Consider the following 12,139-nt stretch of genomic DNA (forward strand, 5'->3'; position numbering starts at 1 on the left):
GGGCGACGGTCAACTCCCCGTCAGTCGCGATGTTCGCCCCGCGAAGAGACGGAGGCGGCGGGTTGGGGCGCCAGGACGGGGGCGGCGACGCGCTGGGCATGGCCTCTGGGGCGGATGCGGGCGTAGCTGTGGCGCGAGGCCTCCAGCAGGATCAGCCCGGCGGTTCCGGGAAACACCCGGCGCCCGACCTGTTCGAACCCTTCGGCCAGCGGCAGCATCGGTCCCCAGGGCGGGACATAAAGGGTCTGGGACCAGGCCATCGGCTCCAGCCCGACATCGCGCACCAACCGTTCCAACTGGCGCCGGGTGAAGGGGCGGCCGTGACCAAAGGGGGTGTTGTCCGCCCGCGCCCACAGGCCGCCGCGCGCCGCCGCCGCCAGGATGATGCGCCCGGTGGGCGAAAGCGCGCGCACCGCTTCCAGCAGCAGGGCGGCGGGGTCGTCGGCCTCTTCCAGGGCGTGAACCAGCAGGATGCGATCGAACGATCCGGCGGGGAAGGGCAGGCGGCGGTCATCCACCAGCAGGGTGCGGTTGCGCCCGACCGTCGGCCAGTGTTCGACGCCTTGCCCGCCCGGCATGGCCGCGACGACGCGCCGCGCGCCGACGAAGGCGTCCAGCCAAGGGGTGGCGTAACCGACGCCCAGCACGTCGCAATCGGCAGCCTCGCCCCAGGCGTCGTCCAGCCGTCGCGCCACCAGCCGTCGCGCCAGCGCCCCGGTCGGCTCGCCGTAGAAGGTTCGAAGCTCGTCGATGCTGCGCCGCATGGGCGCACTATAGGCCTGTCGGCGGCCCTGCTGCTAGGATGGGCGCATGACCCTGGATGTGCATCTCTTTCCCTGTCGCAGCGACAACTACGGCTTCCTGATCCGCGACGCCGCGACCGGCGTGGTCGCGGCGATCGATACGCCGGATGCAGCGCGCATTGTGGAGGAGCTGGAAGGCCTGGGCTGGGGGCGTCTGGACCTTATCCTGAACACCCACTGGCATCCCGATCACACCGAGGGCAACGCGCGGCTGAAGGCCAAGTGGGCTTGCGAAATCGTCGGGCCGGAAGAGGTGCGCAAGGTCGCGCCGCTGGACCGCGTGGTCGCTGACGGCGATGTGGTGATGGTGGGCGAGACGCGGTTCGAGGTCACCGAAACGCCGGGTCACACTTTCGGCCATGTGGTGTTTCATGCGCCGGCGGACGAACTGGCCTTTACCGGCGACACCCTGTTCGCCCTGGGCTGCGGCCGGTTGTTCGAGGGTGCGCCCGAGCAGATGTTCGAGAGCCTGCAGCGGCTTAAGGCCTGGCCCGATCAGACGGTGATCTGGTGCGCGCACGAATATACGGCCTCGAACGCGCGCTTCGCCCTGAGCCTGGATGACCGGCCCGAGACCGCCGCCCATGCCGAGGCGATCTTCGCGGCGCGCGCGCGGGGCGAACCGACCGTCCCGACGACGCTGGGGGTCGAGAAGCGGTTCAATCCCTTCCTAACCGCGACGGACGCGGATCAGTTCGCCGCGCGCCGGGCGGCCAAGGACAGCTTCCAGGGTTAGCGGTTCAGGGCGTCTCCGCCCACGACCCGCACGATCCGGGCCGACGACGGGCGGCCGGCGATGCCGGCGTCGGCGTCGATGACGATCCGCAGCGTGCCCTGGACCAGGCTGACGCCGGGACGCCCCTGATCCGACACGACGACGCGGCGCACCCGCTCGACCTGGGCGCGCAGGTTGGAGGACCGCGCCATGCGCACGATGGCGTCGCTGGCGGCCGAGACGGTGTCAGCGGCGACCTGTTCAGAGCCGGGCTGAATGTCCACGTCGATGACGATCAGACGGCCCATCGCCTGGCTGGCGCGGTAGCTCTGGCGCATAAAATAATCGACCAACTGCGCGCCGGTCATCGCCGCGCTGGCCAGGCCTTGTGCCTCGCCGACGCGCGAAGCCGGCGAGCCTTGGGGCGCGGTCGTCGTGTATAGCGTCACGGCGCCGTCCGGCGTGACGCGCAGCACCTGATCGCCGTTGTCGTTGCGGTAGATGATGTCGCCGCGCGGGGCGGGCGTGGGCCGCAAGACCCAGACCTCGGTCGACCGCTCCAGCCGCATCAGCGGCCGCGATCCGGATGTGTCCAGGATGAAGCCTTGGCCGCTGCTGCTGACGTAGCGGGCGGTCGGCGGCACGGTCCGGCGGGACTGGGCCTGGCTTTCGGTCGGGACAATCACAGGCGCGACGACGCCCACGCCGATGACCGCGATGGCGGCGACCGCCATCGCGGTCACGCGTGGCGATTTTTTCGCCCTGACCGATCCCAACAACTTCATGACAGACTTGATGAAACCCGCGCGCGGCGGATTTTGGGCGAAGCCCGCCTCAACCCACCAGGTACTGACCGCCGTTCAGCGACAGTGTGCAGCCTGTGACATATCCGGCACGCTCGCCCACCAGCCAGGACACCATGTCGGCGATCTCTTCGCCTTTGCCCAGGCGGCCGACGGGGATGTGGCTGATGATGCCTTCCAGCACCTTGGGGTCCATGGCGCCGACCATTTCGGTGTCGATATAGCCGGGCGCGATGCAGTTCACCGTCACGCCCTTGCGCGCATTCTCCAGCGCCAGCGCCTTGGTGAAGCCGATCATCCCGGCCTTGGCGGCGGAATAATTGGTCTGGCCGATCTGACCCTTTTGACCGTTGATCGAGGAGATGTTGACGATGCGCCCGTGGCCCCGGTCGCGCATGCCATTGATGACCTGGCGCGTCATGTTGAAGACGCTGTCCATATTGACGCGGATCACGTCGGACCACTGGTCGTGGCTCATCTTGTGGAAGAAGCCGTCGCGAGTGATGCCGGCGTTGTTGACCAGGATGTCGATGGGGCCGAGCTGATCCTCGACCTCCTTCACCGCGCGGGCGCAGTCGTCGAAGCTGCCGACGTTGCCCTTCACCACCATGACGTCCAGCGCATCGGCGATGGCCTTGGCCGCCTCGTCGTTACCGGAATAGCCGGCGGCGACCTTGAAGCCGTCCTCATGCAGGCGCTGAACGATCGCCTTGCCGATGCCCCGGGTCCCGCCCGTCACGAAAGCTACGCGCGCCATGTCGTCTCCTGTCCCTGTGCAGACCCTTTAGAAGGCCTTGTCGAAGTTCAGGATTAACGTGCGAGCGCTAGCGCGCAAGGCGAGAATCTGACGCGACGGAAGTTTCATGCCTCCGTCGCGTTTCGTTGATCTTCGTCCCGGCGATCAGGCGGCCAGCTTTTCCATATCGATGACGAAACGGTAGCGGACGTCGGACTTCATCATCCGCTCATAGGCGTCGTTGATCTGATCGGGAGCGATGGTCTCGATGTCGCAGGCGATGCCGTGCTCGGCGCAGAAGTCCAGCATCTCCTGCGTCTCCTTGATGCCGCCAATCAGCGAGCCGGCTATGCGGCGACGACGCCACAGCAGTGGCATGGCGAAGACCGGCAGACCCTCGGTCGTCAGGCCCAGCATGATCATCGTGCCGTCGCGCGCCAGCAACTGGATATGGCTGGCGATCTCGTGCGTGGCCGAGACGGTGTTGATGATCAGGTCGAACTTCTCCACCGCCGCCTTCATCGCATCCTTATCGGAGTTGATCAGGAAATGTTTGGCGCCCATCCGCTCGGCGTCGGCCTTCTTGCGGTCCGATGTGGACAGGACCGTGACTTCCGCCCCCATGGCCGCCGCCAGTTTGACGGCCATATGGCCCAGACCGCCCAGGCCGATGACCGCGACCTTGGAGCCGGGGCCCACGCCCCACTCCTTCAGCGGCGAATAGGTGGTGATGCCGGCGCACAGCAGGGGGGCGGCGACGTCCAGCGCCAGGCTGTCGGGGATGGACAGGACGAAATGCTGATCGACGGTGATGTGGTCGGAATAGCCGCCCTGAGTGATGGCTTCCGACGTGCCGCCCTTCTTGTCCTTGCCGCCGTAGGTGCCGGTGAAGCCGGGGATGCAATATTGCTCGACGCCTTCCTGGCAGGAGGCGCATTCGCGGCAGCTGTCGACCATGCAGCCGACGCCGACGCGGTCGCCTTCCTTGAAGCGGGTGACATTCGATCCAACCGCCTTGACCACGCCCGCGATCTCATGACCCGGCACCAGCGGATAGGTCGAACGGCCGCTTTCGCTGCGCGCGGCGTGCAGGTCCGAGTGGCAGACGCCGCAGTATTTGATGTCGATCAGCACGTCGTCGGGGCCGGGATCGCGACGGTCGAAGTTGTAGGGCGTCAGCGGCTTGTCGGCGGCGGTCGCGGCGAAAGCGCGTGTGGCGATCGGCATGGGGTAGTCCTTCAGGCTTTGCAATGAGCCGGCTTTAGATAAGGCGGCGGCACGGGTCCGCGAGACGGCGGACCGCTATTTCAGCTTTGCGATCAGCGCTTGGGCCGCCGCCGGGTTCCGCACCTTCGCGCCCGAGATGAAATAGGCGAAGACCTCGCCGCGTTTGGCCCAGGCTTTCGCTTGATCCGCCACCGCGTCCAGCTCGGTCGCCGTCATGCCGGTCGGCTCGTCCTCGCGGCTGGACATCAGCCGGGCGTAGCTGAAATCGGCGGTCGCCTCGTCGATCTGGGGCCAGGTCGGCTCCTCGTCATCGACCGCATAGACGATGGCCGCGCCGTATTTGCGGGCCAGGTCATAGAATTGTTCGGTGGCGAAGGTCGGGTTGCGAACCTCAAGCGCGTGCCGCAATCGCACCCCGTCCTTCTCCTTGGGCAACAGCTTCAGGAAGCCCTCGAAATCCTCTGGGGCAAACTTCTTCGTGCCCATGAACTGCCAGTTGATCGGCCCCAGTTTGTCGCCCAGTTCGGTCAGGCCCTGGCTCAGGAACTTGTCGAAGCTTTCGGCGCCTTCGGACAGCACCTTGCGATTGGTGCAATAGCGGCTGGCCTTGACCGAAAAGACGAAGCCGTCCGGCGTCTCGTCGCGCCATTTGCGCCAGCTGTCGGGCTTGAAGGTGGAATAATAGGTCCCGTTGATCTCGATCGAGGTCAGTTTCGACGCCGCATATTCCAGCTCGCGCTTCTGAACCAGGCCCTCCGGATAGAAGACCCCCCGCCACGGCTCGAACGTCCAGCCGCCGACGCCGACATAGATGGGGTGGGTCATGGTCTATCCTTGTCCAAGTCACCACCGAGTGGATCTGACTGCCAATCTTCGTGCCCGTGACGAAACCGAAGCACCAACACCCCACCTTCTTCTATCACGTAGATAATGACGTGAGCTTTGTAGGTTCGCACGCGGACGGGCAGATCGAGCTCGGTCCTGAGGCGAGACGAAAGAGGGTAGTCGCTGATCATTCGGACGGTGGCGCCGAGACCTGTTGTGTAGGCTGCAGCTTGCCGCGATCCAAACTTCGCCTCACCATCAAGATAGATGGCAATCAGATCGCGTTTCGCAGCATTGGAATATCTGGCGCTCACGTAGCCGCTACGCTGCGCGAGAAGCCCGAGTCTGCGCTTCCGCGCGGGCCTCACCGATAATCTCCTCGAACGTCATTTCGCTGATCCCGGAGGCGTAGGCCTCTTCGATCAGAGTGTTCCAGTGGGCGATCTTCTCGGCCTTGACCTGCTCGCGGCGGATCAGGTCGCGCACAACGTCGGAGGTGTTGGCGTAGCGCCCGGATTTCGCCTGTTCCTCGACCCAGGCCTTCATGGGATCGGGCAGGGAGATGTTCATCGTCGCCATGGTCGGCCTCCTCTCGACGAGAATGGCTACTTGGCAAACTTTGTCAACGTCGGATCAGGGCGCGGTCGCCACCTGTATGCCGGCCAGCAGGCTGGCGGCGGTGATGGGTTTGGGGACGTGCAGGTCGGCGCCGGCGTCGCGCGCCTGGTCGCGGTGCTCGCTCATGGCGTTGGCGCTGAGCATGATGATCGGCGTGCGGGCCTGAGCGGCCCGCGCGGCCTCGACTTGGCGAATGGCGCGGGTGGCGGTCAGGCCGTCCATGCCCGGCATCTGCATGTCCATCAGGATCAGGTCGAAGGTCTCGGACTGGAAGGCGGCCAGGGCCTGTTCGCCATCCGCGACGGTGACGACCTGCATGGCGTGCGCCGCCAGGATCAACTGCACGACGCGCTGATTGACCGGGTGATCCTCGGCCAGCAGCACGCGCAGCGGCGACAGAGCGCGGTCGGCCTCGGCCGCACGCGCGCGTCGTTGCGCATCGTGTTCGGTCAGTGAGGCGGCGCGCGTCAGCGGTATCTCAACCGTGAACCGGCTGCCGACGCCCGGCGTGGAGGCGGCGGCAATCCGCCCGCCCATCAGTTCGACCAGCGAACGACAGATCGACAGGCCCAGTCCCGTGCCGCCGAACCGACGCGTGATGGTGCTGTCGGCCTGGCTGAACCGATCGAACAGACGGGCCGCGTGGTCGGAAGAGAAGCCGACGCCCGTATCCTCGACCCGCAGCGTCAGCTGGGTCAGACCGTCGGAATCCTCGTCCACCGCAAGGGTGACCCCGACCGCGCCCTGATGGGTGAATTTGATGGCGTTGGACAGCAGATTGTCGAGCACCTGACGGATGCGGGTGCTGTCGCCGACGAACAGTCCGCGCGCATCGGCATCGCGGCGGATGTCGAAGGTCAGTCCCTTGGCCTCGGCCTTCAACCGCATGACGTCCAGCGGGCCGGCGACGGCTTCATCCAGATCGAAGGGTCGGCTTTCCAGGTCCAGATGCCCGGCCTCGATCTTGGACACGTCCAGAATGTCGGACACCAGCCGTTCCAACGTCACGCCGGAGCTTGCGATCAGGGCGACCATCTCGGCCTGATCGGGCGTCAGCTCGGTGCGCGACAGGGCGTCGACGATGCCGATCACGCCGTTCAAGGGCGTGCGGATCTCATGGCTCATATTGGCCAGGAAGTCGGACTTGGCCCGGTTGGCGGCCTCGGCGGCGGCGGTCGCTTCGCGCAGGGCCTGCTCTGCCGCGACCTTTTCGGTCACGTCGCGGGCGATGCCATAGATGCGGTCGCCCTGACGATGGGCGCGCCATTCGACGGTGACATAATGGCCGGCCTTGTGGCGATAGCGATTGACCTGGCCCAGGACCGGATCGCCCGGTCGCCGGTTTTCGACCTCGACGATGCTTTGGCGGGTGGCGGCATGGTCGTCCGGGTGGATCAGACGCAACAGGCCCTGACCCTCGATCTCGTCGGGCCGATAGCCCAGCATGGTGAACCAGGAGGCGCTGGCCTTGACCACGCGCCCATCGAGCTCGCGCACCACCAGCAGATCCAGCGACACATCGAAGAAGGTGTCCAGATCGACATCGGCTGTGGGGAAGGCCAGGGTCGCAACGGACGAACAGGTCATGGGCACTCTCTTGAACTGAGACCCATGTTACGGCGCATCCGTTAAGCTCGCCTTTGCAGCGGCGCGAAACGACGGGTGGCGTCGTTCGCCATGTCGGCTAGGATCAGCCCATGATCTTCCTCCTTGCCTGGATCGCCATGCTGCAATCCCCGTCGTCAGGGGCCGGAATCGAACCCCTGACCTTGGCTGACGACCGGGCCTGCACGGCGGACGGGACCCTGTGCGTGGGTCTGACGCAGCAGGCGCGCGACGGCGAGCCGGTCTTCAACCCTGTCGTCCGCGCGCCGACCGCGCTGCCGACCGGTCCAAAAGAGGCGTTGGGCGAGGTGGAGACCTATCGGCCCTGGAGCGGCCTGATCCGACTGTCGGACGGCGGCTTCCTGGCCGGGGTCGAGAAGGAGGCCAGCAGTCTGTATTCCGGCGGCAGCGGCCACGCGATCGAGCTGCGGCTTTACCGGCTAGACGCCGAGGGCGATGCGGCATCGGCGCCGGTTCTGTCCGTGCCGATTCAGGGCGCGGTCATGATCCGGGCCTGCTTCACCGAAGAGGATATGACGCGGCGCGCAGAGGCTTGCCACGACAACTACAGCTTCAAGGGCGTCCTCACCGTCGAGGCGGGAGTGGAAGAGGGCGGCTTGCCGGTCCTGACCTATGAGACGACGGCGACGGCCTATCCGCGCGGCGCCTCGCGATCCGAGGATTCGCTGGAGAAGCCGCCGCTGAAGCCTGCCGATCTGGTCGCCATGCGCGATCCGAAATGCAGCTTCACCCGCCGCTTCACCTTCGACGCCAAGACCGGCGAGTACCAGCCGAACGGCCCGCTGCCCGACTGCTCGGACTACACCACGCCCTAGTAGGCGAAGTCGGCGTAGATGCGCTTCACGTCGCCCTGCCAGGCGCCGTGATACAGATCCAGCAGGCGCTCAGCCGGGGTGATCCCGCTGTCGGCGATGTCTTCCAGTTCCGACAGATAGCCGCGCTCGTCCACCATGCCGCCCGAGAATTTGGCGCGGTTCTTCAGCCCCTGTTTGGCGACGTTCACCATATCGACGGCGATGTCGCGCACCGACCGGCCCGCCACCTCGGCCTTCAGGCCCAGGCGGGTCACATCGCGACGCAGGCGCTCGTGGTCGGCGATGTCCCAGTCCTTGACCAGGTCCCAGGCGGCGGCCAGCGACGGCGCGTCATACAGAACCCCGGCCCACAGGGCGGGCAGGGCGCAGATCCGGCTCCACGGCCCGCCGTCGGCGCCGCGCATTTCCAGATAGGCCTTCAGCCGCACCTCGGGGAAGAGGGTGGTCAGGTGGTCGTTCCAGTCCTTCAGGGTCGGATACTGGCCGGGCAGGGCGGGCAGTTCGCCGGCCTGGAAATCGCGGAACGACTGGCCCGAGGCGTCGACATAATGGCCGTCGCGCTTGGCGAAATACATCGGCGTGTCCAACGCATAGTCGGCGTAGCGCTCGAAGCCGAACCCGTCCTCGAACACGAAATCCAGCATGCCCGTGCGGTCGGCATCGGTGTCGGTCCAGACGTTGGCCCGGGCCGACAGGAAGCCGTTGGGGCGGCCCTCAGTGAACGGCGAACAGGCGAACAGGGCGGTGGCGATGGGTTGCAGCGCCAGGGAGGTGCGGAACTTCATCACCATGTCGGCTTCGGAATCGAAGTCGAGATTGGCTTGGATGGTGCAGGTGCGCAGCATCATGTCCAGACCCAGGGTCCCGACCTTGGGCATATAAGCGCGCATGATGTCGTAGCGGCCCTTGGGCATGACCGGCACCTGTTCGCGCGTCCACAGCGGGTCGAAACCGGCGCCCAGGAAGCCGACGCCGATCTGGTCGGCGACCTGCTTGACCTCCATCAGATGCTGGCCGGTCTCGTTGCAGATGTCGTGGATGGTCAGAAGCGGCGCGCCCGACAGTTCGAACTGACCGCCGGGCTCTAGGCTGACGGAGGCGACGAAGCCTTCGCTGTTCCTGCGCTCCAGTCCGATCAGAAAGCCGTTTTCCTCGACGGGCGACCAGCCGAAGCGTTGCAGCCCCTCCAGCATGGCCTTGATGCCGTTCGGGCCGTCATAGGCGGGGCGGGCCAGGGTGGCCTTGTCGAAGCCGAACTTCTCGTGCTCGGCGCCGATGCGCCACTGGTCCTTGGGCTTGATCCCCTTGGACATGGCCTCGATGAGGTCGGTCCGGGTCAGCGGCGCGTTATCGGTCATGCGTCAGTCCCCTGCGGGCGCATCGTAAGCGACCGTGTGTCGCGGCTAGATGGGCAAGATTGCGGCAAGGCTCAAGAGGGCTTTCGTCTTTCCCTGACGCTCGTCGCGCGTCGGCTCGCTGCCTGAGGGGCGGACTTATCGCTCCCAATCACCGACGGCCGCCTGCCACAGGGTCATGGCGGCGATGGCGGCGGTGTCGGCGCGCAGGATGCGCGGGCCCAGCGACACGGCGGTGGTGAAGGGCAGGGACCGCAGCCGCTCGCCCTCTTCCGGCGAGAATCCGCCCTCCGGCCCGATCAGGATGGACCAAGGGCCTTCGCCGGCGTCACGCAGGGACGAGACGGCGGGCGCGCCGCCCGTCTCGTCGCAGAACATCAGCCGGCGTCCGGTTTCCCAGCCGTCCAGCAGGGCGTTCAGCTTGATCGGATCATCGACGGCGGGCACGTCCATCCGCCCGGTCTGTTCGGCGGCTTCCTCGGCGATGGCGTCCAGCCGGTCCAGGCGGATGCGGTCGGCGTTGGTGCGTTTTGTCAGAACCAGCCGCACCCGGCGCGCGCCCAGCTCGGCGGCCTTCTCCACAATGGTCTCGACGCGCGCCTTCTTCACCACCGCCACGATCAGTTCCAGATCGGGGCCGAAGGTCTGGGGTCGCACCTGTTCCTCGGCGCGCAGGATCACGCCCTTCTTCAGCACTTCGGCGACCGTGCAGCGCCACTCCCCGTCGCGCCCGTTGAACACCAACAGATCGTCCCCGACCTTCAACCGCATGACCTGGGTCAGGTAGCGCGATTGGTCCAGCGTGGGCGCAACGGGAGCGGCGGCGGCGAGCGGCGATGTGACGTAAAGGCGGATCATCCCCCTACATGACCTGACGCAAACCGCTTGTCATCCCGGCCGCAGCGAAGCGAAGAGCCGGGACGGGGCAGAGCTATCAAATTACATCAGGCCCGGTCGGCGCAGCCGAACCGGGCTCAGCGCTCGCTCGCACTTCACCATAAAGGTCCAGCCATCGCGGATTGTCCTTCTCGACCAAAGCGAACTTCCATTCCCTAAGCCAACGCTTGATCCGCTTTTCGCGCAGGATCGCCTGGTCGATGTATTGATGGGCTTCGTACCACACCAGTTGATCGATGCCGCGTTCTGCGGTGTAGCCCGGAACCATCCCAGACTTGTGCTCGGCGACGCGGCGCGCGATGTCGTTTGTCACGCCGACACAAAGATAGCCGCAGGGGCCGCTGGCGAGCAGATAAAGATAGAAGGTCTTGGCCATGATGTCGTCTCCCGGCGCAACCCTTGCGGGTTGTCTGGGAGCGGTCAAGGCGAATGGCTTGCCATCCCCGATCTTCGCTGCGCTTCGTCGGGGATGACAAGAAGAAGGCTTACAGCGTCCGCGAAATCAGCAGCTTCATGATCTCGTTCGTGCCGCCGTAGATGCGTTGGACGCGGGCGTCCTTGTACAGCTGGGCGATCGGATATTCGTTCATGTAGCCATAGCCGCCGTGCAGCTGGAGCATCTCGTCGATGGTCTCGCCCTGGATGTCGGTGACCCAGTATTTGGCCATCGAGGCGGTGGCGGCATCGAGTTTGCCCTGCAGATGCAGGCCGATGCAGTGGTCGGTAAACACCTTGGCGACGGTCAGCTTGGTCTTGACCTCGGCCAGTTTGAACTGGGTGTTCTGGAAGTCGATGACGCGCTTGCCGAAGGCCTTACGCTCCTTGACGTAGGCCAGCGTCGCCTCAAGCCCGCGCTCGGCGGCGGCGACGCCCTGGACGGCGATGTTCAGTCGCTCCTGGGGCAGCTGCTGCATCAGCTGGACGAAGCCTTGGCCCTCGGTTCCGCCGATGATGTTGTCGCCGGGGACCTTCACGTCGTTGAAGAACAGTTCGGAGGTGTCGTTGGCCTCCATGCCGATCTTGTGCAGGTTGCGGCCGCGTTCGAACCCTTCCGCGCCGTCGGTCTCGACCACGATCAGCGAGGTGCCCTTGGCGCCCTCGGCCGGATCGGTCTTGGCGACCACGATCAGGAAGTTGGCCAGCTGGCCGTTGGTGATGAAGGTCTTGGAGCCGTTGACGACATAGCCGTTGCCCGACTTGACCGCCGTGGTCTTGACGCCTTGCAGGTCCGAGCCCGCGCCCGGTTCGGTCATGGCGATAGCGCCGACCAGTTCGCCCGATTGCAGGCGCGGCAGCCAGCGCTGCTTCTGTTCCTCGGTGCCATAGTGCCAGATATAGGGCATGACGATCGCGTTGTGCAGCGAAATGCCGAAGTGGTCCGCGCCCTTCCAGCCCAGCTGACGCATCAAGACGACCTCGTGCCGATAGTCGCCGCCGAAACCGCCGTCCTCTTCCGGCAGCGACAGGCCCAGCAGACCCGCCTCGCCCGCGTCATTCCACAGCTGGCGCGGCACAGAGGAATCGGCGATCCATTGCTGCACCTTCTCGAGCGGCGCGTGCTCGTCGATCCATTTGCCGACGCTGTCGGAGAAGAGGGTGATCTCTTCTTCACGCATGAAATCGGGATCGGGGCTGCCCAGCACGTTCATCGGTTTCGTCCCTGAGGTTCGCGGGCTTTTGCCCGTCTGGTCGGTAAGAAAAACGGGCCAGCGAGATCGC

Annotated in this window: 14 protein-coding genes; 2 read left to right on the top strand and 12 right to left on the bottom strand. The window is 65.8% G+C overall.

The genetic code is table 11. The features are described from left to right. Positions 1-20: 20 nt before the first annotated feature. Complete coding sequence (locus DT343_RS00675) at positions 21-764, bottom strand: methyltransferase domain-containing protein (RefSeq protein WP_112861353.1); 744 nt, start codon at positions 762-764, stop codon at positions 21-23. A gap of 46 nt (positions 765-810) precedes the next feature. On the opposite strand from DT343_RS00675, the gene gloB reads away from it, so the two are divergent. Next, positions 811-1,539 (top strand): hydroxyacylglutathione hydrolase, encoded by a 729-nt coding sequence (gene gloB / locus DT343_RS00680; RefSeq protein WP_112861354.1) that lies wholly within the window; start codon positions 811-813, stop codon positions 1,537-1,539. Here the strand turns inward: gloB and DT343_RS00685 are convergent. The 7 genes from DT343_RS00685 to DT343_RS00715 all read right to left on the bottom strand — a co-directional run bounded on the left by DT343_RS00685 (position 1,536) and on the right by DT343_RS00715 (position 7,314). Continuing rightward, complete coding sequence (locus tag DT343_RS00685) at positions 1,536-2,252, bottom strand: DUF4908 domain-containing protein (RefSeq protein ID WP_258522535.1); 717 nt, start codon at positions 2,250-2,252, stop codon at positions 1,536-1,538. The genes gloB and DT343_RS00685 overlap by 4 nt on opposite strands. Before the next feature lie 100 nt (positions 2,253-2,352). Then, a complete protein-coding gene (gene phbB / locus DT343_RS00690; protein WP_017505756.1) occupies positions 2,353-3,078 on the bottom strand; it encodes an acetoacetyl-CoA reductase in 726 nt (241 codons plus the stop codon). A 144-nt stretch (positions 3,079-3,222) separates the two neighbouring features. Continuing rightward, on the bottom strand, positions 3,223-4,284 hold the full coding sequence (locus tag DT343_RS00695) for an NAD(P)-dependent alcohol dehydrogenase (protein WP_112861356.1): 1,062 nt from the start codon (positions 4,282-4,284) through the stop codon (positions 3,223-3,225). 75 nt (positions 4,285-4,359) lie between these two features. Next, positions 4,360-5,109, bottom strand: a complete 750-nt coding sequence (locus DT343_RS00700; protein WP_112861357.1) for a DUF72 domain-containing protein — start codon at positions 5,107-5,109, stop codon at positions 4,360-4,362. Further along, positions 5,106-5,477 (bottom strand): type II toxin-antitoxin system RelE/ParE family toxin, encoded by a 372-nt coding sequence (locus DT343_RS17960; protein WP_368731195.1) that lies wholly within the window; start codon positions 5,475-5,477, stop codon positions 5,106-5,108. The genes DT343_RS00700 and DT343_RS17960 overlap by 4 nt, the downstream gene beginning before the upstream one ends. After that, positions 5,431-5,688 carry a type II toxin-antitoxin system ParD family antitoxin gene (locus DT343_RS00710; protein ID WP_112861359.1) on the bottom strand — a complete coding sequence of 86 codons (258 nt, stop codon included), beginning with the start codon at positions 5,686-5,688 and terminating at the stop codon, positions 5,431-5,433. Before DT343_RS00710 ends, DT343_RS17960 begins: the two co-directional genes overlap by 47 nt. Before the next feature lie 54 nt (positions 5,689-5,742). Continuing rightward, positions 5,743-7,314, bottom strand: a complete 1,572-nt coding sequence (locus DT343_RS00715; protein WP_112861360.1) for an ATP-binding protein — start codon at positions 7,312-7,314, stop codon at positions 5,743-5,745. A 110-nt stretch (positions 7,315-7,424) separates the two neighbouring features. On the opposite strand from DT343_RS00715, the gene DT343_RS00720 reads away from it, so the two are divergent. Beyond that, entirely contained in the window at positions 7,425-8,168 is a 744-nt protein-coding gene (locus DT343_RS00720; protein ID WP_112861361.1) for a hypothetical protein, read from the top strand. On the opposite strand, the gene DT343_RS00725 is transcribed toward DT343_RS00720, so the two are convergent. The 4 genes from DT343_RS00725 to DT343_RS00740 form a co-directional block, all read right to left on the bottom strand. Then, on the bottom strand, positions 8,165-9,526 hold the full coding sequence (locus tag DT343_RS00725) for a glutamate--cysteine ligase (RefSeq protein WP_112861362.1): 1,362 nt from the start codon (positions 9,524-9,526) through the stop codon (positions 8,165-8,167). The two genes, DT343_RS00720 and DT343_RS00725, sit on opposite strands and share 4 nt — an antisense overlap. A 135-nt stretch (positions 9,527-9,661) precedes the next feature. Then, on the bottom strand, positions 9,662-10,381 hold the full coding sequence (locus tag DT343_RS00730; protein ID WP_112861363.1) for a 16S rRNA (uracil(1498)-N(3))-methyltransferase: 720 nt from the start codon (positions 10,379-10,381) through the stop codon (positions 9,662-9,664). A gap of 76 nt (positions 10,382-10,457) precedes the next feature. Continuing rightward, the gene (locus DT343_RS00735; protein ID WP_112861364.1) at positions 10,458-10,796 is read right to left on the bottom strand and encodes a GIY-YIG nuclease family protein; all 339 of its coding nucleotides are present in this window, start codon (positions 10,794-10,796) and stop codon (positions 10,458-10,460) included. A gap of 109 nt (positions 10,797-10,905) precedes the next feature. Then, positions 10,906-12,069 (bottom strand): acyl-CoA dehydrogenase family protein, encoded by a 1,164-nt coding sequence (locus DT343_RS00740; RefSeq protein WP_112861365.1) that lies wholly within the window; start codon positions 12,067-12,069, stop codon positions 10,906-10,908. Positions 12,070-12,139: the final 70 nt, after the last annotated feature.

It is taken from the genome of Brevundimonas vesicularis, assembly GCF_900445985.1.
GTDB classification, from domain to species: domain Bacteria; phylum Pseudomonadota; class Alphaproteobacteria; order Caulobacterales; family Caulobacteraceae; genus Brevundimonas; species Brevundimonas vesicularis_D.

What these genes read in the sequence shown, in the direction of transcription:
- DT343_RS00695 (WP_112861356.1), bottom strand. Translation starts at nt 4,284, where the DNA reads ATGCCGATCGCCACACGCGCTTTCGCCGCGACCGCCGCCGACAAGCCG.
- DT343_RS00730 (WP_112861363.1), bottom strand. Translation starts at nt 10,381, where the DNA reads ATGATCCGCCTTTACGTCACATCGCCGCTCGCCGCCGCCGCTCCCGTT.
- DT343_RS00715 (WP_112861360.1), bottom strand. Translation starts at nt 7,314, where the DNA reads ATGACCTGTTCGTCCGTTGCGACCCTGGCCTTCCCCACAGCCGATGTC.
- phbB (WP_017505756.1), bottom strand. Translation starts at nt 3,078, where the DNA reads ATGGCGCGCGTAGCTTTCGTGACGGGCGGGACCCGGGGCATCGGCAAG.
- DT343_RS00685 (WP_258522535.1), bottom strand. Translation starts at nt 2,252, where the DNA reads ATGGCGGTCGCCGCCATCGCGGTCATCGGCGTGGGCGTCGTCGCGCCT.
- DT343_RS00720 (WP_112861361.1), top strand. Translation starts at nt 7,425, where the DNA reads ATGATCTTCCTCCTTGCCTGGATCGCCATGCTGCAATCCCCGTCGTCA.
- gloB (WP_112861354.1), top strand. Translation starts at nt 811, where the DNA reads ATGACCCTGGATGTGCATCTCTTTCCCTGTCGCAGCGACAACTACGGC.
- DT343_RS00735 (WP_112861364.1), bottom strand. Translation starts at nt 10,796, where the DNA reads ATGGCCAAGACCTTCTATCTTTATCTGCTCGCCAGCGGCCCCTGCGGC.
- DT343_RS00725 (WP_112861362.1), bottom strand. Translation starts at nt 9,526, where the DNA reads ATGACCGATAACGCGCCGCTGACCCGGACCGACCTCATCGAGGCCATG.
- DT343_RS00710 (WP_112861359.1), bottom strand. Translation starts at nt 5,688, where the DNA reads ATGGCGACGATGAACATCTCCCTGCCCGATCCCATGAAGGCCTGGGTC.
- DT343_RS00675 (WP_112861353.1), bottom strand. Translation starts at nt 764, where the DNA reads ATGCGGCGCAGCATCGACGAGCTTCGAACCTTCTACGGCGAGCCGACC.
- DT343_RS00740 (WP_112861365.1), bottom strand. Translation starts at nt 12,069, where the DNA reads ATGAACGTGCTGGGCAGCCCCGATCCCGATTTCATGCGTGAAGAAGAG.
- DT343_RS00700 (WP_112861357.1), bottom strand. Translation starts at nt 5,109, where the DNA reads ATGACCCACCCCATCTATGTCGGCGTCGGCGGCTGGACGTTCGAGCCG.